The organism is Streptomyces sp. NPDC058457 (assembly GCF_042720695.1).
Classification (GTDB): Bacteria; Actinomycetota; Actinomycetes; order Streptomycetales; family Streptomycetaceae; genus Streptomyces.
The window spans coordinates 385039-404932 of record NZ_JBHXLU010000001.1; the positions used below are offsets into that span (position 1 = coordinate 385039).

Annotated in this window: 14 protein-coding genes; 6 read left to right on the forward strand and 8 right to left on the reverse strand. The window is 71.1% G+C overall.

Translation table 11 applies throughout. The features are described from left to right. Positions 1–85: 85 nt before the first annotated feature. Together ACFWPS_RS01760 and ACFWPS_RS01765 are read right to left on the reverse strand one after the other, a co-directional pair. A complete protein-coding gene (locus ACFWPS_RS01760; protein ID WP_383699813.1) occupies positions 86–721 on the reverse strand; it encodes a DedA family protein in 636 nt (211 codons plus the stop codon). Positions 722–735: 14 nt separating this feature from the next. Further along, entirely contained in the window at positions 736–1509 is a 774-nt protein-coding gene (locus ACFWPS_RS01765; RefSeq protein ID WP_383699707.1) for an MBL fold metallo-hydrolase, read from the reverse strand. Between the two features lie 84 nt (positions 1510–1593). On the opposite strand from ACFWPS_RS01765, the gene ACFWPS_RS01770 reads away from it, so the two are divergent. From ACFWPS_RS01770 to ACFWPS_RS01785, 4 genes are all read left to right on the forward strand, one after another. Beyond that, positions 1594–2025 (forward strand): hypothetical protein, encoded by a 432-nt coding sequence (locus ACFWPS_RS01770; protein WP_383699709.1) that lies wholly within the window; start codon positions 1594–1596, stop codon positions 2023–2025. A 311-nt stretch (positions 2026–2336) separates the two neighbouring features. Continuing rightward, positions 2337–4397, forward strand: coding sequence for an alkaline phosphatase family protein (locus ACFWPS_RS01775; protein WP_383699711.1), 2061 nt, complete (start codon positions 2337–2339; stop codon positions 4395–4397). A gap of 185 nt (positions 4398–4582) precedes the next feature. Then, the gene (locus ACFWPS_RS01780; protein ID WP_383699713.1) at positions 4583–5644 is read left to right on the forward strand and encodes an ATP-binding protein; all 1062 of its coding nucleotides are present in this window, start codon (positions 4583–4585) and stop codon (positions 5642–5644) included. After that, complete coding sequence (locus tag ACFWPS_RS01785; RefSeq protein ID WP_383699715.1) at positions 5641–7449, forward strand: hypothetical protein; 1809 nt, start codon at positions 5641–5643, stop codon at positions 7447–7449. Before ACFWPS_RS01780 ends, ACFWPS_RS01785 begins: the two co-directional genes overlap by 4 nt. A 17-nt stretch (positions 7450–7466) precedes the next feature. Here ACFWPS_RS01785 and ACFWPS_RS01790 read toward each other — a convergent pair whose 3' ends face one another. Further along, positions 7467–9965 (reverse strand): VWA domain-containing protein, encoded by a 2499-nt coding sequence (locus ACFWPS_RS01790; protein WP_383699717.1) that lies wholly within the window; start codon positions 9963–9965, stop codon positions 7467–7469. Then, positions 9955–10734, reverse strand: a complete 780-nt coding sequence (locus ACFWPS_RS01795) for a hypothetical protein (RefSeq protein ID WP_383699719.1) — start codon at positions 10732–10734, stop codon at positions 9955–9957. Before ACFWPS_RS01795 ends, ACFWPS_RS01790 begins: the two co-directional genes overlap by 11 nt. Before the next feature lie 148 nt (positions 10735–10882). On the opposite strand from ACFWPS_RS01795, the gene ACFWPS_RS01800 reads away from it, so the two are divergent. Further along, the gene (locus ACFWPS_RS01800) at positions 10883–11308 is read left to right on the forward strand and encodes an OsmC family protein (RefSeq protein ID WP_383699721.1); all 426 of its coding nucleotides are present in this window, start codon (positions 10883–10885) and stop codon (positions 11306–11308) included. 137 nt (positions 11309–11445) lie between these two features. Continuing rightward, complete coding sequence (gene dnaK, locus ACFWPS_RS01805) at positions 11446–13293, forward strand: molecular chaperone DnaK (protein ID WP_383699723.1); 1848 nt, start codon at positions 11446–11448, stop codon at positions 13291–13293. A gap of 52 nt (positions 13294–13345) precedes the next feature. On the opposite strand, the gene narI is transcribed toward dnaK, so the two are convergent. From narI to ACFWPS_RS01825, 4 genes are read right to left on the reverse strand one after another with little or no spacing between them, the layout of a single operon-like run. Further along, positions 13346–14068, reverse strand: a complete 723-nt coding sequence (gene narI / locus ACFWPS_RS01810; RefSeq protein WP_383699725.1) for a respiratory nitrate reductase subunit gamma — start codon at positions 14066–14068, stop codon at positions 13346–13348. Next, the gene (narJ, locus tag ACFWPS_RS01815; RefSeq protein WP_383699727.1) at positions 14065–14559 is read right to left on the reverse strand and encodes a nitrate reductase molybdenum cofactor assembly chaperone; all 495 of its coding nucleotides are present in this window, start codon (positions 14557–14559) and stop codon (positions 14065–14067) included. Before narJ ends, narI begins: the two co-directional genes overlap by 4 nt. Continuing rightward, positions 14559–16163 carry a nitrate reductase subunit beta gene (narH, locus tag ACFWPS_RS01820; protein WP_383699729.1) on the reverse strand — a complete coding sequence of 535 codons (1605 nt, stop codon included), beginning with the start codon at positions 16161–16163 and terminating at the stop codon, positions 14559–14561. Before narH ends, narJ begins: the two co-directional genes overlap by 1 nt. After that, positions 16163–19846 carry a nitrate reductase subunit alpha gene (locus ACFWPS_RS01825; RefSeq protein ID WP_383699731.1) on the reverse strand — a complete coding sequence of 1228 codons (3684 nt, stop codon included), beginning with the start codon at positions 19844–19846 and terminating at the stop codon, positions 16163–16165. Before ACFWPS_RS01825 ends, narH begins: the two co-directional genes overlap by 1 nt. Positions 19847–19894: the final 48 nt, after the last annotated feature.

Genomic DNA, 19894 nt, shown 5'->3' on the forward strand with positions numbered 1-19894 from the left:
CCCGTTTGCACATACAACGACTATTTGGTGCAGCGCCCCTTATGGGGCGCGGGGAACTGCGCGACCAGCCCCCACCCACCCGCAGCTACCCCCGCACCGCACCAACCCGAACCCGCCGCCACACACTGGGCGCCACACTGATGACAACGGTCAGCCCCACCGCCGCCACAACCCCCTCCCACGGCTCCGGAAACAACGACCCACCCAGAATCCCGATCACCTGATACGTCACCGCCCACGCCAGACAGGCCGGCAGATTCCCCCGCGCGAACCGCCGCAACGGCCACTCCGCCAGCAGACACGCCAGCATCACCGGAATCCGCCCGGCCGGCACCAGCCGTGACAACACCAGCACGGCAACCCCGTGCTCGGCCAACTTCCCCTGCGCCTGCGACAGCCGCTCCTCCGGCGCCCGCGCCCGGATCGCCTCCAGCCACCGCGACCCGTTCTTCGACCGCAGCCCCCGCCTCCCCAGCCAGTACAGCGCCGCATCCCCCAGGAAGGCCGCCAGCGACGCCGTCACGAAGACCAGCGCCAGCGCGAACGGCGCCGTCTGATGGAACGCCACCACCGCCGCCGAACTCACCAGCGCCCCCGTCGGCACCACCGGCACCAACGCCCCGATCAGCACCAGCAGGAACAGCGTCGGATACCCGATCGCCTGCTGCGTGGACTCGGTCGAGGTGGCGGTCGCCGCCGTGGAGCCGGCGGCGGCCGCCATGACCACCAGCAGTCTCACCGTGCGACCTCCAGCCGCACGCTCTCCCCGTGGCCGAGCCTGTGCACCGCCACCTGCGGTGCGTACTCGGCGGCCAGGCGCACGAACTCCTCGCCCGGCGCATGGAATTCGTGCGGGCGCACCGCGTCCATGCCGATCGGCCAGTACGTCCCGTAGTGCACCGGTACCGCACTGCGCGGCGACAGCAGCGCCAGCGCCCGCGCCGCCCGGCCCGCGTCCAGATGCCCCTCGCCGAGATGCGGCCCCCATCCGCCGACCGGCAGCAGGGCCACGTCCACCGGCCCGACCGCCTCGGCCATCTCGTCGAACAGCCCGGTGTCCCCGGCGAAGTACGTCCGCGCCGCGCCCTCGACGACGTATCCGAGGGCGGGCGAGCGGTGCGGGCCGACCGGCAGCCGGCGGCCGTCGTGCCGCGCGGGTACGGCCCGGACGACGAGGGGGCCGACGTGTATCTCGTCGCCGACGTCCACCTCGGTGATCCGCAGCTGACGGAGCCGGCGGAGCGCGGGGACCGCCCGTGGTGCGCCCCGGGGCACGAGCAGGCGCGTGCCCGGGGCGAGCCCGGCGAGCGAGGGTACGTGCAGATGGTCCGCGTGCAGGTGGGAGACGAGCGCGAGGTCCGCGTGACGGGCCTCGGGCGGCGGCGGGGCACCCCGGCGGCGGCGCAGGTGCGCGAGCCGGCGCGCGAACAGAGGATCGGTGAGCAGGCGTATGCCCGAATCCTCGATCGTGCAGGTGGCGTGACCCCACCAGGTGATCTCCACCGGCACCTCTTTGCCTCCTTCGCGTGACTCCCCGAAGCCTACGTGCAGGAGTAGGGTCGGCGGCGAAACCCGGAGGTGAGGGGGGACGCCATGGGACAGGTGCGGGGTGCCTCCAGTGGGCTCGCGCCGGTGCGGGTGACCGCGATCGCGAGTCTGACGCCCCTGGAGGAACTGGAGATCGACCCCTTCCTGGTCGACTCCCGCAGCCAGCACGCGATGTGCGCGCGCTGGGCCGTGGAACACGGCTACGTCATCGCCCGCGAACTCCTGGTGCGCGGCCTGCGCCCCGACCACAGCGCCCTGTGGACGGGCGTCCGCCCGGGCCTCGACGTCTTCGTCGCCCCGAGCAGACGGGTCCTGGAGAGCGCGCTGTCATCGGTCGAGGACTTCATGGCGGAGTGCGCGAGACGCGGGGTCCGGGTGGAGACGGTGGGCCGCGCGGAACCCCGCTACGACGCCCGGATGAAGGCCATGGTCCACCGCCGCCTGTCGATGCCGACGGCGGGCTACGACGGGCGGTAGGGCCGGGGCCGTCGAGCAGCGGAGCCGCGCCGCACCGGCCGGGCAGGCGTGGGCACGGCACCGCCGGACACCGCCGGACATCGCCGTCGTGGCCGAGCACCGCTGCGGCGGACTCGGAAAACCGACCCCGCACCAGCTCTTCGAGCGCATCAGTTCCCCTGAATCCGCCGCCACGGCGCGCAGCTCCCGCGGCGGTGTCCGGCGGTACCGAACCCACCGTCACCGACCACTTCCGGCCCGCCCGCATGTGACAGTGTTGGCGCGAGCAGATCCGCACTCGGCGCGGGTCGCGGACGTGAGGTCGGTGGGGCGTGCGGTGGCGGCGGGTCGTCAGTCAGATCGGACGGAGCGTCACGGTGTGGGCGGTCTCCACCGTCACCATGCTGGTCCTCGCCGGCCTCCTGCCCGACTTCCAGCTCCAGTCCGCCGACGGTGACAGCGCCACCCGCATCGCCATGACCGCGGCCCTCGGCGCCGGCGCCTTCGGTGTGCTGTCGGCCGTCGTCTGGCCCCTTCTCGTACGGCTGCTGCTGCTCGTGCCCGCCCTCGTCCTCGGCCTGCTCGTCTTCTTCCTCAACGGCTCCCTCCTCCTCGTCGCCCTGCGCATCAACCCCTCCGGGCAGAGCGAGGCGGCGCCGGAGACCGCTGTGATCGTGGCCGCCGTGATGTCCGCCGTCGCCTCCGCCACCGGCGGTGCCCTCGCCGTCCGCGACGACGACGCCTACCGCCGCCGGCTGTCCCGCCTCGCCACCCGCCGCCGCAGTTCCCGCCCGCCCTGCGCGGCCACCCCCGGCACCGTCTTCCTCCAGCTCGACGGAGTCGGCCACGACGTCCTCACCGCCGCGGTCGCCAAGGGCCTGATGCCGACCGTGGCCGGCTGGCTGGGAGCAGCGGAAGACCGGCCCACCCACCGGCTCACCCCTTGGCGCACCGACTGGTCCAGCCAGACCGGCGCCAGCCAGCTCGGCATCCTGCACGGCTCCAATTTCGACGTGCCCGCCTTCCGCTGGTACGAGAAGGAGCACCGGGAGGTGATGGTCTGCAACCGGCCGACCAGCGCCGCCGAACTCCAGCGCCGGGCGATCGAGCGCACCGCCGACGGCGGACTGCTCACCCTGGACGGCGCCAGCCGCGGCAACCTCTTCAGCGGCGGCGCCGACGAACAGGCCCTCGTCCTGTCGATAGCCACCCGCCGCCGCGGCCGGGAGAACCGTTCCCGCGCCGGCTACTTCGCATACTTCTCGGACCCCGCCAACGCCGTCCGCACCGCACTCTCCTTCTTCGCCGAGGTCGCCCGCGAGATCGGCCAGTCCACCACGGCCCGGCTCCGCCGGCAGCGCCCGCGCGTCAAACGCGGCGGCCTCTACCCCTTCGTCCGCGCCTTCGCGACCGTCGTCGAACGCGACGTCGTCGTCGCCGCGGTCATGGGCGACCTGCTCGTCGGCCGCAGCGCCGTCTACGCCGACCTGGTCGCCTACGACGAGGTCGCCCACCACTCCGGCCCGCACAGCCGGGACGCCGAGAAGGTGCTGCAACGCCTGGACCGCTCCCTCGCCCTGATCGAGAAGGCCGCCGAGCACGCCCCCCGGCAGTACCGGATCGTCGTCCTCTCCGACCACGGCCAGAGCCCCGGCGAGACCTTCCACACCCGCTACGGCCTCAGCCTCGGTGACCTGGTCCGCGCCGGGTGCGGACTGCACGTGCCGCGGCGCGCCGAGCGCACGCACAGCGGCACGGAGGCGCGGGCCGCCGTCCGCGCGGCGCTGCGCAGGCCGGTCGAGGAGGGCGGCGAGAAGCACCGGCCGACCCGGGACTCGGAACCGATCGTGCTCGCCTCCGGCAACCTCGGCCTGGTCTCCTTCCCGGACGTGCCGCACCGCATGACCAAGGAGGAGCTGGACGCCCGCCACCCGGCGCTGCTCACCACCCTCGCCAACCATCCCGGTATCGGGTTCCTGCTCGTCCGCAGCGAGGAGCACGGCGGGGTGGTGCTGGGCGCGTACGGCGCGGAGATTCCGCTCGACCGGCTCGACGGCCCTGCGGGGCCGCTGGCCGTGTTCGGGGCGGGCGCCGCCGACGCCGTGCGGCGGACGCACTCCTTTCCGCACACCGCCGACATCATGGTGAACTCGTGGTACGACGCGGAGAGCGGTGAAGTCCTCGCGTTCGAGGAGCAGATCGGGTCGCACGGGGGGCTGGGGGGTGCGCAGGGGCGGCCGTTCCTGTTGTCGCCGGTCTGCGTCTCCGCTCCTTCGGAGGAGGGGGAGGAGCTGGCGGGGGCCGAGGCGGTGCACGGGGTGCTGCGGCGGTGGCTTCGGGAGGCGGACGGGCCGCAGGTCCCCTTGTCTGCGGAGGGGGAGAGGGCCGCGTAGTTCGTTCACCGCGGGCCGGTGGGAGCTGGTCGCGCCCACGCGGCGGAGCCGCAAATCGATACAGCCCCGCGCCCCTATCGGGGCGCTGCACGCGAGCCCCCTGGAAATTCAGCTGCGTTCCTCATGCTCCGGGCTCACACTGTTCGAGTCGCAAACCTCTCGAACACCCCCCAAGGAGCCGCCTCTTGCAGGCAGCCGTATCCGTCACCCCCTCCCGTATCCCCGAACTCCTCCTCGGGCTCGCCACCGTGCGGCCCGTGTTCATCTGGGGTGCGCCCGGGATCGGGAAGTCCTCCCTGGTGCGGGAGTTCGCCGAGTCGCTCGGGCTGGAGTGTGTGAGCCTGCTGGGTACGCAGCTCGCGCCCGAGGACCTGATCGGTGTTCCGCAGATCCGGGACGGACGGTCCGTCTTCTGTCCGCCCGAGTCGATCGCCAGGGACGAGCCGTACTGCCTGTTCCTGGACGAGCTGAACGCGGCCACTCCCGATGTGCAGAAGGCGTTCTACTCGCTGATCCTCGACCGGCGCATCGGGAACTACGAGCTGCCCAAGGGCTCGATCGTCATCGGCGCCGGCAACCGGGCCACCGACAACGCCCTCGCCCGGCCCATCGCCTCCGCGCTCGTCAACCGGCTGGCCCACGTCCATCTGGAGGCCTCCGCGCACGACTGGCTCGCCTGGGCCGCGGGCAACGGCATCCACCCGTGGATCCTGGACCACCTCACCGACCGGCCCGACCACCTGTGGTCCAAGCCGCCGAAGACCGAGGAGCCGTTCTCCACGCCGCGCTCCTGGCACATGCTCTCCGACGCCCTGCACTCCTTCGGGCGTGAGCTGGACGAGGCGACGCTGAAGGTCCTGGCGCACGGCACGCTGACCCCTGCACACGCCACCGCCTTCTGCGGATACGTCAAGATCGTGCGCAGCCGGTTCGGGATCGAGGCGATCCTGAAGGGGGACGCGGGGTGGCCGAACCGGATCGAGGACCGCGACCTGCTGTACTACCTGGCCGAGTCGTTCCGGGGACGGCTGGTCAAGGAACTGCCCGCAGACAAGGAACACATGTCGGCGAACGGCCGGCAGACCGCGTACCGCGCCAAGTCGCTGCTGGTGCAGCTCGCCGAGATCTCCGTCGAGGTCGCCCAGACCGTCATCGCCTCCGACGCCGACGGCAACCCGGTCCTGCCCGCCTGGTTCCTGATCGAGGCGGCCCGGGACATGCCCCGGCTGGTGGAGGCCCGGCGATGAGCCGAGCCGCCGCCCGCAAGGAGCAGCCGAAGAAGAAGGACCCCGCCGCCGAGAACTTCGCGGCCGGAGTCGAGCTGCTGCGGGCCAACCCCGCGCTGCGGGCGGTGGAGTTCACCATCTGCCGGCACGAGAAGTGCGAACTGGCTCCCCATGAGGGGCTGGTGCGCGCCGACTCGGACGGCGTGCTGCACGCGCACTCCACCCGGCGCGCCGAACCCGCCGAGTGGGCCTGGGCGTTGGCGCACTGCACCATCCATCTCGGCTTCGGGCACCTCCCGGCCGCCACCGGGCCGCGCACCCAGCCCGACCGCTACGACCTCGCCGCCCGCTGCACCGTCGTCAACCGCTTCCTGCAGACCTTCCCGGTCGGCGAGGCCCCCGACCACCTGCCCGCCTCCTACCCGGAGGGCGAGGAGGAGCGGCTCGCCGCGGGCTGGCGCCGGACCGGCGGCATCCCGGTCGCCTACGAGCACGGCGGGACGAGTGGCGGTGAACCCGACCAGCTCCTGCTCTCCTGGAACCAGTGGGCCGGCCAGGTCCCCGACTGGCAGGTGGGGTTCGCGCACGCGCTGACCCGCACCATGTCCCGGGCGATGGACCTGGCCGGCGGCCGCCGCACCTCCATGTCGGGGCCGCCGACCCCGCTGCGCCCCTGGGAACAGGCGCTGAGCTGGTTCGTCTCCTCCTATCCGCTGCTCGGCGGCATCGCGGCCGGCATCAAACTGGTCGCCGACGCCGAACTGGCCCGCGCCCACGACATCGCGATCGCCGCCGTCAACCCCGAGGTCGGCGAGATCTACGTCAACCCGCTCCGCACGCTGGACGACGAGGAGTGGCGGTTCGTCCTCGCCCACGAGATGCTGCACGCCGCCCTCCGCCACGGTGACCGCCTCGGCGCCCGCGACCCCTACCTCTTCAACATCGCCTGCGACTACGTCATCAACGGCTGGCTGGTCGAGATGCGTGTGGGTGCGATGCCCGAAGGGCTGTTGTACGACGGCGAGTTGAAGGGGCTGTCGGCCGAGGAGGTGTACGACCGGATCGCCGGCGACCTGAGAAGGATGCGGCGTCTCGCGACGTTGCGCGGCAAGGGGCGCGGTGACGTGCTGGGCGCACCGATCGGGCCGCCCGGTGAGTATGTCGACCTCGACGAGTTCTACCGCCGGGGTCTGGGCCAGGGGCTCGACCTGCACCAGACGCAGGACCGGGGCCTGCTGCCCGGCGGCCTGGTCGAGGAGATCCGCGCGCTCAGCCATCCGCCGCTGCCGTGGGACGCCCGACTCGCCCGTTGGTTCGACGAGTTCGTGCCGCGCCCGGAGGCCGTACGGTCGTACGCCCGCCCCTCGCGCCGGCAGTCGGCCACCCCGGACATCCCGCGCGCGGGGCGGTACTTCCCGCCCGAGGAGGTCGCCCGCTGCACCTTCGGGGTGGTCCTGGACACCTCCGGCTCCATGGACCGCACCCTGCTCGGCAAGGCCCTGGGCGCGATCGCCTCCTACGCCGAGGCCCGTGACGTACCGGCCGCACGCGTCGTCTTCTGCGACGCGGCACCGCACGACGCCGGGTATCTCCCGACCACCGAGATCGCCGGCCGGGTCCGGGTGCACGGCCGCGGCGGTACCGTCCTGCAGCCGGGCATCGACCTGCTCCAGCGTGCGGACGACTTCCCGCCCACCGCGCCGGTCCTGGTGATCACCGACGGCTGGTGCGACGTCCTGCGGGTCCGCCGCGAGCACGCCTATCTGATTCCGGACGGCCGCCGCCTGCCGTTCACTCCCCGGGGGCCGGTCTTCCGGGTGCGGTGAACGGTCGGCGACCTGTCTCACCAGCGGGGCGAGTACCCCGAGCGCATCCGGCCGAACTCGTTCATCCCATGGACCGCGGGGGTGAGTCCGCCGCCGTGCGCATGATCGCTGAAGGACATCACGGTGCCGAGACTGTCGGCGAGCGACATGAACTTGCGCAGGGTGACCGAGTCGTCCCTGAACTCGGGGGCCGGCACATGCCGATGGGCGATCTGCAGTGTGTTCAGATGGCGCTCCAGCCGTTTCTTCGCCGCCTCCTTGTCGCGGTCGTACAGGTCGTCCAGGGCGTAGAAGGTGACCTCGCTGGTCCACAGGCCGACACCGTGCACCAGCACCGTCTCCTCCGCGAGGGCGTGCCCCACTGCCAGGTCGAGGGTGTGCCGGCGGTTCTCGCGGGCCTGCGTGTCCACGTACTGCACCACCGCCGTTCCCAGGCCGGTCAGATCTCGGTCCGGGGGCACCCGGACTTCGAGGACCACCCAGTACGTCTCTTCGAAGGCCAGGTCCGGGGCGAAGATCCGGATGCCGCTCTCGCCGGTGATGATGTCGGGCAGCGCCTCCGTGCCGTAGTCCTCCCGGGCCCGGACGGCCGCCTGACCGGCTGCCCGGATCACCTCGGCCCGGGCCCTGGGGTCGGTGACCAGGTCGTGCCCGTACACGTGCCAGATCTCGACGGCCGGGTCGATGTCCAGCCGGAGCTGGATGTCGATGGCCGCCAGATGATCACGCCGGTGCAGGTCGCCGAGGAGGTCGGCCTGCACCTGCTCGGGCCGGGTCACGAAGGTCGAGTGGCCACCGGCCAGGCCGGCCAGCGCGGCGAGCTCGGGCATCCGGGCGTCGGAGCCGAAGCCGAAGCAGGACAGGGTGAGATCGCCGCGCAGCCGGGCCGCGATATTGGTGCGGATCTTGATCCAGTCGCGTTCGCCGGAGGTCGGGTCGCCGTCCGAGAAGAGGTACAGGCAGTTGACCGTGCGGCCGCTCACGGCGTTCCGGCTGATCTCGTCGATGCCGTAGCTCACGCCGAGGTTGATGTCGGTGCCGCCCATGGCACTCAGCGCGGAGAGGGCCGCGGTGAACCTGCCGGACCGTTCCAGGTCCTCCTTCGTCGCGGCGGGCAGCACGGTGCGCACCCCGTGGTCGAAGGTGATGATGCCCAGACAGTCCGCGGGGCGGAGCCGGCCGAAGATGGTGTGCAGGGCGGACCTGACCGTGTCGAGTTTCTCCCCGTCCATCGAGCTGCTGGTGTCCACGACGAAGACGAAGTTGACGGGGAGCGGCTCGGCGGCGGGGCCGGGATCGGACGGGGCCGGGCCCGCCTTGAGCGCGATCTCCACGAAGTGGGTGGTGGCCTCGTTGGCCTTGAACTCACCGGCGACGGCGGCCAGTCCGTGACTCACGGCGACCGCCTCACCGGCTCCCGGCCCGGGTACCTGGCCGTCCCGGGACACCACGAAGTCGTCGAACCGGATGTGCTCCTGCCCGATGATGACCCCCTGCTCGATCAGCTCCTTCGCCCCGAGCACGGAACGGGTCCCGAAGGCGTTGTTACGGCGGACGTAGAGACCGTCGTGGGGGAGGGGGCGGCTGGTGTCGCGGGGGGTGTGGAAGGGGCCGCCGGGAGGCGAGTAGGGGGGAGCGGGAAAGGCGGGCGAGAGGCGCTCGTACAGCGCGTTGTCCGGGGTGCTCGGCTGCCGGCGACGTCGAGGGGGTGCTCCGGTTACCCGGGCGGTGAGTCCCTCATGATCTTGGCGCCGCTCCTCCCGTACGAGGTACAACCGGGCCTCGTCCGCTTCGAGATCCATCACCATGGCGTCCGGACTGCTCAGGATGGCAGCGCGTCCGCTCTTGGCCGGGGGATCCGGGGGATCCGGGAGGTCCCAGGAGGCGATCAGCAGCCCCCGCCGAAGCCACGGCCACAAACGCGCGTCCCGATCGGACGGCTCCGGGGCGGTCGTGTCCGGATGGACGAGCACCGTCCACGCACCGCGGCCGGGGCGGGTACGTGCGGCGGCGAACCGGTCGGCGGCCCGCCATGCGCCGTCACTGCCGACAACCGTGAGCTCGACGATCAGGCCGAGCCTGTGCGCGGCAACGTGGGAGTCACTTCCCAGCGCCTGATCGGCCAGGGCGACCGCAGAGTGCCCGAGCAGCGGCCGGAGCGCCCGTCCCGCCTCGCTCGTGGCCTGCCCCGGAGCACACATCCAGAGTGCCGCGCCCGCACGCAATAAGCTCCACAGCACCGCACCGCTGTCCGTGCCTGGTACGGCGGGCCCCGGCTCGGGACGGACCAGAAGCACGGCGTCGGGATGCTCCGCGAGCAGTGCGTCGACCTGTTCCGGTGTCCGTGCGACCGGCTCCACCGGGACCAGCCCCAGCTGCAAGGCCTGCTGGCGCACCAGGTAGCCCCGCAGACTCACCTCCTCGTCGGTCTCACCGTTCCACGACGGACCGGCATAGAGGATCGCCGGCCGCACAGTCGTCCCCGTCGTGTCTTCACTCGGCTCTTCACTCGGCATGACTTCTCTCCGTCGTACGCGTGGGCAGCGGACACCGGGCCTGCAGCTGCGTCCGGGTGCGCATACCGTCGTCGAACATGTTTTCCGCCCGCAGGCGCCGCAGCCAGGCGTCGAGGTCGGGGCTGAGTCCCGTGCTCTCCTCGGCCAGCCGGGAGGCCCGGTCCCGTCCGGCCGTGTCGTTGCCGAGCAGCAGGAGCATGATCTTCAGGGCGAGGCTGTACGGGTTCGTCCGGTCGAGCTTCAGGGCCTCCTCGACGTACCCGGAGGCGACCGCGAGATTTCCCCGGGCCAGGGCGATCCGGGCCTTCCAGTACCAGAACTCCTCGGATTCCCGGTCGAGACGCGAAGTCTCCAGGGCGCGTTCCGCCGCGTCGGGCTCGTCGGCCTCCACATGGCGGCGTACCGTCGCCGTCGACCGCTCGGTGCCGGTCTCCGTGCCGCCCGGGCGAGGCGCGCGCGGGCCCGTGGCCACTCGCACCACGATGAGCAGGGCGGCCAGCAGGAACAGCAGCAGCATCCCCACCAGTACCAGGAACTGGAGTACGCCCCTGCTCTCCGCGAGCGTGGCGTAGACGCCGAGGACGGCGACGACGAACGCGAGGACGACCACCGTGCCGAACAGCGCGGAGGCCTGCCCGGAGCTGAGGGTCCGGAACATCCGGTTGCGGATGATGTCGCGTACGAGGTCCCGGTAGAGCAGATACAGAACGCCGAGGGCTATCCCGCCAAATCCGGCTATTCCCCCGAGGACTTGGAAGAATTCCACCATGGGAGGGACTGTAGAGCCTCCGATATGCGTCCGGGACGGGATTCACAGACCTTTCCCGGCAGGTCGACGCCCCGATCGGGGGGTGGAGGCCAGATGAATGTGATCGGATGGGATCCCAAGGAACAGCCAGAGTTCGGAAGGATCCATCGTGGCAACCACGCGCACCGCACACACCGTCTGGGAAGGCAACCTCCTTGAGGGCAACGGTGTCATCACCTTCGACTCCTCCGGTATCGGCGAGCAGCCCGTCACCTGGGCCTCGCGCTCCCAGGAGGCGAACGGCAAGACCAGCCCCGAGGAGCTGATCGCGGCCGCCCACTCCAGCTGCTTCTCCATGGCGCTGTCGCACGCCCTGGCCGGCGCCGGCAACCCGCCCACCAAGCTGGTCACCAACGCCGACGTCACCTTCCAGCCGGGCACCGGCATCACCGGTATCCACCTGACCGTCGAGGGCACGGTCCCCGGCCTGGACCAGGACGGCTTCGTCGCCGCCGCCGAGGACGCCAAGAAGAACTGCCCGGTCAGCCAGGCCCTGACCGGCACCACCATCACCCTGGACGCGAAGCTCGCCTGAGCGTCGTACCCACCGCGATGCCGCGCCCCCGCTCGTGGGGCGCGGCATCGTCGTTTACGGGGCTCCCGGCATTGACAACGGCTCGCTCAAGTTTTGTGCTGGAGTCGGGGAAGCGCCCGGGTGGAGAGGGGACGGACATGGCACGTGCGGTCGGTATCGACCTCGGTACGACGAACTCGGTGGTGGCCCTGCTGGAGGGCGGTGAACCCACCGTCGTCGCCAACGCCGAGGGGGCGCGCACCACCCCGTCGGTCGTGGCCTTCGCGAAGAACGGCGAGGTGCTGGTCGGCGAGGTCGCCAAGCGGCAGGCGGTGACCAATGTGGACCGCACCGCCCGCTCGGTCAAACGGCACATGGGCGACGCGGCCTGGCGGTTTCCGGAGGGCGGGAGCGTCGACGGCACCCGGTTCCGGGCCCAGGAGCTGTCGGCGCGGGTGCTGCAGAAGCTCAAGCGGGATGCCGAGGCCTACCTCGGCGAGGACGTCACCGACGCGGTGATCACCGTACCCGCGTACTTCGACGACGCCCAGCGGCAGGCCACCAAGGAGGCCGGGGAGATCGCCGGTCTGAAGGTGCTGCGGATCATCAACGAGCCGACCGCCGCCGCGCTGGCCTACGGCCTGGACCGGGGAGAGGAGCAGACCGTCCTCGTCTTCGACCTCGGGGGCGGGACCTTCGACGTGTCGCTCCTGGAGATCGGCGACGGGGTGATCGAGGTCAAGGCCACCAATGGCGACACGCGTCTGGGCGGCGACGACTGGGACCAGCGGATCGTCGAGCATCTCGTGCAGCGGTTCAAGGGGCAGTACGGCATCGACCTGAGCAACGACAAGATGGCCGTGCAGCGGCTGCGCGAGGGAGCCGAGAAGGCGAAGATCGAGCTGTCGTCGTCGACGGAGACGTCGGTCAACCTGCCGTACGTCACCGCCTCCGCCGAGGGGCCGCTGCACCTGGAGGAGAAGCTGACGCGGGCTCAGTTCCAGGAGCTCACGGCCGACTTGCTGGACCGCTGCAAGAAGCCCTTCCACCAGGCCGTCAAGGACGCGGGGGTGAAGCTGTCGGCGATCGACCACGTCATCCTGGTCGGCGGCTCGACCCGGATGCCCGCCGTCACCGACCTGGTCCGTGAACTCACCGGCAAGGACCCGCACAAGGGCGTCAACCCGGACGAGGTGGTCGCCGTCGGCGCCGCCCTCCAGGCGGGTGTCATCCGCGGTGACGTGAAGGACGTGCTGCTGCTCGACGTCACCCCGCTGTCCGTGGGCATCGAGACCAAGGGCGGCATCATGACCAAGCTCATCGAGCGCAACACCACGATTCCGACCCGGCGTTCGGAGATCTTCACGACGGCGGCCGACAACCAGCCCTCGGTGGGGATCCAGGTCTACCAGGGCGAGCGGGAGATCGCCGCGTACAACAAGAAGCTGGGCGTCTTCGACCTCACCGGTCTGCCGCCCGCACCGCGCGGGGTGCCCCAGATCGAGGTGGCCTTCGACATCGACGCGAACGGGATCATGCACGTCTCGGCGAAGGACCTGGCGACCGGCCGCGAGCAGAAGATGACCGTGACCGGCGGCTCCGCCCTTCCGAAGGACGACATCGACCGCATGATGCGGGAGGCCGAGCAGTACGCCGAGGAGGACCGCAAGCGCCGCGAGGCCGCGGAGACCCGCAACCAGGCCGAGCAACTCGTCTACCAGACCGAGAAGTTCGTCCGGGAGAACGAGGAGCGGGTGCCGGACGGTACGAAGGCCGACGTGGCGGCGGCGATCGCCGAGCTCAAGGCGCTGCTGGAGCGGGACACCGACACCGCCGAGCTTCGGCAGGGGGTGGAGAAACTGGCGAGCGTGAGCCAGCAGATGGGGCAGGCCATGTACGCGAACGCCTCCGGTGGTTCGGCCGAGGAACAGCGGGCGCCGGCAGCCGAGGAGGAGGGGGTGGTGGACGCCGAGATCGTGGACGAGGAGAGGGGTACGGGTGGGTGAGGCACCGCCGGTTCCGCCGTCGTGGCTGGTCGCCGTTGTGGCGGAAAGAAACCTAGCTTTTTGTGGTCTCCCAGTCCCGGCGCTCCGGTCGAGGGCCCAACTGCCTCGGGTCCCTCGACCGGTACACCACGTACGGGCGGAACAGGTACTGCACCGGGGCGCTGAACATGTGGACCAGGCGGGTGCAGGGGACCAGGGCGATGAGGATCATGCCGATGACCGCGTGGAACTGGTAGAGGACCGGGACGTCCGCCATGAGCGCGGTGTTCGGCCGGAGGGTGAACAGGCTGCGGGCCCAGGGGGCGATCGTCGCGCGGTAGTCGTAGCCGTCGCCGGAGGCGTGGGTCAGTTTCGCGGTCATGCCCAGCACGATCGCGGCGACCAGGAACAGGTACATGACCTTGTCGTTCGCCGTCGTGGCGTGGAAGACGGGGGCCCGGGTGCGGCGGCGGTAGAGGAGGAGGGCGAGGCCGGCCACCGTGAGGACGCCCGCGAGCGTGCCGCCGTAGAGGGAGAACAGGTGGTAGGTGTGCTCGCCGACGCCGATCGACCCCGTCCAGGACGCCGGGACGAACAGTCCGACGAGGTGGCCGGCCAGGACGAACAGGATGCCGTAGTGGAACACGGGGGAGGCGATGTCCAGGAGTCTCGACTCGTAGACCTGGGAGGAGCGGCTGGTCCAGCCGTACTTGTCGTAGCGGTAGCGGCAGACGAGGCCGGCGACCAGGAGGGCGAAGGCGATGTAGGGCAGGGCGCCCCACAGGAGGGTGGTCATCGGCGTGCGCCGGTCGGTGCGGCCGGCAGGGTGGCGCAGACCGCGTCCAGGACGGACGCGTACGGGGTGCCGAAGTCGGAGAGGCGGCACCGGAGTTGCGCCAGGCAGTCGCGGTGCTCGGTGAGCAGGTCGGTGTTGCCGGTGCGGGCCGTGAACTCCAGGACGGCGGGAAGGAAGTCCGGCAGCTCCTCGCCGGTGAACTCCATGCCGTACGCCTTGTAGATGTCCTGGAACCGGACCAGGGACATGCCCCGGCGGCGGGTGTCGCCGTCCCGCCACCAGCTGAGGTAGAGGCTGTGCCGGTTCTTGAAGTCGAAGACCTGTACGTAGTGCGCGGCCAGCTCCTGCGGTGGGGTCACCGTCGCGTGGTCGGTGAACTCCCGCAGTTGCGGGGCGGCTTCGCGCAGCAGCGGCAGCCGGGCGATGAAGTCGTCGTCCGGGTAGGTGAGACAGAGCGCCGCCGCCTGGTAGAACACCGCGTCCGAGGGCATCAGTCCTCCTTCGCCTCGTCGGGAGTGTCGGCGGTCTGCCGTCTGCGCAGACCGTGGAAGTTCTGCACCGACACGACAGGGAGCAGTTTCCGCCCCGAGTCCTGGCCGACGGGGCCGTCGCCGCCCATGCCGGGGCCGCCGTCGAAGTCGAGGCTGCATCCGTCGGGCAGTGCGGACTCCTCCAGGCGGCGGGCGTCACCGACGGCCGCCGTCGGGATCACGTACCGGTCCTCGTACTTGGCGATCGCCAGCAGCCGGTACATCGCCTCGATCTCCTCCGGCCGCATCCCGACCGCGGAGCCGATCGCCGGGTCCGGCTCCTCGCCCAGGTTGAGCGCGCGCATGTGGGAGCGCATCGCCGCGAGCTTCTCCAGACAGGCGCGGACCGGGGCGGTGTCACCGGCCGCGAACATCTCGGCCAGGTAGGCGAGGGGGATGCGCAGGGTGTCGATCGCGGCGAACAGGTTGTCGGCGTCCTCGCCGTCGTGGCCGGTCTCGGAGAGCGCGTCCACGACCGGGGACAGCGGCGGGATGTACCAGACCATGGGCAGCGTGCGGTACTCCGGGTGCAGAGGCAGTGCCACCCGGTACCTGCTGATCAGCGCGTGGACCGGGGAACGGCGGGCCGCCTCCGTCCAGTCGTCCGGGATGCCGGCCGCCGCGCAGGCCAGCCGCACGGCCGGGTCGTCCGGGTCGAGGAAGACGCCCAACTGTGCTTCGTACAGGGCCTTCTCGTCCTTGGTCTCGGCTGCCGCCGTCACCCTGTCGGCGTCGTAGAGGACCACCCCGAGGTAGCGCAGCCGGCCCACGCAGGTCTCCGAGCAGACCGTCGGCAGGCCGACCTCGATCCGCGGATAACACAGGGTGCACTTCTCGGCCTTGCCGGTGGCGTGGTTGAAGTAGACCTTCTTGTACGGGCAGCCGGTCACGCACATCCGCCAGCCCCGGCACCGGTCCTGGTCGACCAGCACGATGCCGTCCTCGGTCCGCTTGTACATCGCCCCGGACGGGCAGGAGGCCACGCACGACGGGTTGAGGCAGTGCTCGCAGATGCGCGGCAGGTAGAACATGAAGGTCTGCTCGAACTCGAACCTCACCTTGTCCGAGGCGTGTCGGCGGGCGCGTTCGACCATCGGGTCCAGGTCGCCGTGGGCGGGAGCGCCGGCCAGGTCGTCGTCCCAGTTCGACGACCACTCGATCTTCATCGGCTTGCCGTCGAGCAGGGAGACCGGACGGGCCACGGGGTAGTCGTCGCCGAGTGGGGCGTCGGTCAGGTTCCGGTACTCGTACGTCCAGGGCTCGTAGTAGTCCTTGATCTCCGGGAGCCTCGGGTTGGCGAAGATCCCGGCGAGCTTGTGCAGCCGGCCGCCCGCCTTGAGCCTGAGCGCGCCCCGCCGGTTCAGCTCCCAGCCGCCGCGCCATCTCTCCTGGTCCTCGTAGCGGCGCGGATAGCCCTGGCCGGGCCGCGTCTCGACGTTGTTGAACCAGACGTACTCCATGCCCCGCCGGTTGGTCCACGCCTGCTTGCAGGTGACCGAACAGGTGTGACAGCCGATGCACTTGTCGAGGTTCATCACCATCGCGATCTGGGCCATCGGACGCATCAGTACTCGACCTCCTGGCTGCGACGGCGGATCACCGTCACCTCGTCGCGCTGGTTGCCGGTCGGGCCCAGGTAGTTGAACGCCCAGGACAGCTGGGCGTAACCGCCGATCAGATGCGAGGGCTTGAGGATCAGCCGGGTCAGCGAGTTGTGGATGCCGCCGCGCATGCCGGTGGTCTCGGTCTTCGGGACGGCCACCGTGCGCTCCTGGGCGTGGTGCAGGTAGACCGTGCCGGCCGGCATCCGGTGCGAGACGACCGCCCGGGCCGCCACCACGCCGTTGCGGTTGACCGCCTCCACCCAGTCGTTGTCCCCGACCCCGATCGCCTCCGCGTCCTGCGGGGACATCCAGATGTTCTGGCCGCCCCGGGAGAGCGCGAGCATGAACAGGTTGTCCTGGTACTCGGAGTGGATCGACCACTTGCTGTGCGGGGTCAGGTAACGGACCGTCACTTCCCGCTGCCCGTCCGGACCGAGGCGCGGCTCGCCGAACAGCCTGTTCATGTCCAGTGGCGGCCGGTAGACGGGCAGTGCCTCGCCGAGCTCGTGGATCCAGTCGTGGTCGAGGAAGAAGTGCTGACGGCCGGTGAGCGTGTGCCAGGGTTTGAGGTGCTCGGTGTTGAGGGTGAACGCCGTGTACCTGCGGCCGCCGGACTCGCTGCCCGACCACTCCGGAGAAGTGATCACCGGGACCGGCGCCGCCTGCGTGTCGGCGTACGTGATCCGCCTGCCCTCGTGCTCGGCGGCCAGGTGGACCATCTCCTGCCCGGTGCGCCGCTCCAGGGTGCGGAAACCCTGGGTGGCGAGGCGGCCGTTGGTGGTGCCGGAGAGCGCGAGGACGGCGTTGGCCGCCTTCACCGCCGTGTCGAGGGAGGGGCGGCCCTGATAGCCAGCGCCATTCAACTCCCGCAGATACGCGACCTCTTGATCCGGCTTGAGGGTGATTCCCTTGGCGGGCAGGCCCAGTTGCTCCACCAGTGGGCCGAGTGCCGCGAACTTGGCGCCGATCGCCCGGTAGTCCCGCTCGACCACCGTCAGGTGCGGCATGGTCTGACCGGGCACCGGCTCGCACTCCCCGCGTCTCCAGTCCCGCACCACCCCGCCGGGCTGGGCGGTCTCGCCCGGGGTGTCGTGCTGGAGCGGCACCGCCACCAGGTCCCTGCGCACCCCGAGATGCGTGACGGCCAGCTCGCTCAGCCGCTCCGCGAGCGCCTTGAAGGCATCGAAGTCGGTGCGGGCCTGCCAGGGCGGGTCCACGGCCGGAGTGAAGGCGTGCACGTAGGGATGCATGTCGGTCGACGACAGGTCGTGCTTCTCGTACCAGGTGGCGGCGGGCAGCACGACGTCCGAGAGCAGGGTGGAGGAGGTCTGCCGGAAGTCCAGGGAGAGGAGCAGGTCGAGCTTGCCCTCGGGTGCCTCGTCCCGCCAGGTCACGTCCCGGGGGCGCTGGTCCGGGGTCGCCTCCTCGGCGCGCAGGGAGGAGTGCGTGCCGAGGAGGTGCTTGGTGAAGTACTCGGCGCCCTTCGCCGAAGAGCCGAGGAGGTTGGCCCGCCAGAGGGTCAGGACGCGCGGCCAGTTCTCCGGGGCGTCCGGGTCCTCGCACGCGAACCTGAGGGTGCCCGCCCGGAGTTCGGCCACCGCCCCGGCCACCGGGTCGCCGGACGCGTCACCGAGTTCGAGGGGACTGCGGTCGAAGGTCGGGTACGACGGCATCCAGCCCGAACGGGCCGACAGCGCGAGGCAGTCGGCGCCCGTCATCCCGGCGAACCTGCCCTCGCCGAGCGGTGAGGCCAGGATGTCGGCGCCGAACCGGTCGTAGCGCCACTGGTCGGTGTTGAGGAACCAGTAGGCCGTGCCGATCATCTGGCGCGGCGGCCGGGACCAGTCGTTCGCGGAGGCCAGACAGGCCCAGCCGGTGACCGGGCGGCACTTCTCCTGGCCCACGTAGTGCGCCCAGCCGCCGCCGTTGCGGCCCTGGCAGCCGGTGAGCTGGAGCAGGGCCAGGAAGGCGCGGTAGATGGTCTCGGAGTGGAACCAGTGGTTGGTGCCGGCGCCCATCAGGATCATGCAGCGGCCCTTGGAGCGCTCCGCGGTCCGGGCGAACTCTCGCGCGATCTTCACGCACTTGGCGGCCGGCACCGAGGTGTGCCGCTCCTGCCAGGCGGGGGTGCCCGGGGCGTCGGCGTCGTCGTAGTGGGTGGGCCAGCCGCCCGGCAGGCCGTGCCGCCACACGCCGTACTGGGCGAGCAGCAGGTCGTAGACGGTGGTCACCAGCGGGCCGTCCGCCCCGCCGAGGCGGGTCGCCGGCACCCCGCGGCGCAGGACGCCCCCGCTGCCCTGGCCGTGCTCGCCGCCGTCGGTGTCGAAGCGCGGGAGCAGCACCTCGACCCCGGCTGCCACCTCACTGCCGTACAAGGTCAACTGGGGTTCGATATCGCCGAGTTCGAGGTTCCAGCGGCCCTTGCCGGAGTCCGTCCAGCGGAAGCCGAGGGAGCCGTTCGGGATGACCGCGCGCCCGGTGACGGCGTCCAGGACGACCGTCTTCCACTCGGCGCCCTCGCTCTGCTGCCCGAGGTCGGTGGCGCGCAGGAACTTGCCCGGCACGTACGCGCCGTCCCGCTCGGTGAGCGTCACCAGGAACGGCAGGTCGGTGAACTTCCGTACGTAGTCCGCGAAGAACGGGGTCTCGCGGTCGACGAAGAACTCCTTCAGGACGACATGGCCCATCGCGAGGGCCAGCGCGCCGTCGGTGCCGGGGTGCGGATGCAGCCACTCGTCGGCGAACTTGGCGTTGTCCGCGTAGTCGGGGGAGACGACCACCACCTTCTGGCCGCGGTAGCGGGCCTCCGCCATCCAGTGCGCGTCCGGGGTGCGGGTCACCGGGACGTTCGAGCCCCACATCATCAGATAGGCCGCGTCCCACCAGTCGCCCGACTCCGGCACGTCCGTCTGGTCGCCGAAGACCTGCGGAGAGGCCACCGGCAGGTCCGCGTACCAGTCGTAGAACGACAGCATCGGGGCGCCGATCAGGGAGTGGTAGCGGGCGCCGGCCGCGTGCGACACCATCGACATCGCGGGGATGGGGGAGAAGCCCGCGATGCGATCCGGGCCGTACGTCTTGATCGTGTGCACCTGCGCGGCGGCGACGATCTCCACCGCCTCGTCCCAACTCGCCCGCACCAGACCGCCCTTGCCGCGCGCTTGCTGGTAACGGCGGCGGCGCTCGGGGTCGTTCTGGAGGTCCGCCCAGGCCAGTACCGGGTCTTTGAGTCGCCGCTTCGCCTCCCGGTACATCTCCAGGAGCACGCCCCGGACGTACGGATGGCGCACCCGCGTCGGCGAGTACGTGTACCAGGAGAACGCGGCGCCGCGCGGGCAGCCGCGGGGCTCGTACTCGGGGCGGTCGGGGCCGACCGACGGGTAGTCCGTCTCCTGGGTCTCCCAGGTGATGATCCCGTCCTTGACGTACACCTTCCAGCGGCACGAGCCGGTGCAGTTCACCCCGTGCGTGGAGCGCACCACCTTGTCGTGGCTCCACCGGTCCCGGTAGAAGGCGTCCGCCTCCCGGCCGCCGGTCAGGGCCACGCTGTGCAGGTCGGGCGCGGGCGTGCCGGGCCGGAAGAACCGGGCGGCGCTCAGCAGCGCCGCACCCGGCTCCTTCGGCGGTGTCCGCGTGTCGGTCACGTCCGCTCCCTCGCTCACCCGTCGCTTCGACGCTAGGGGTGGGCACGG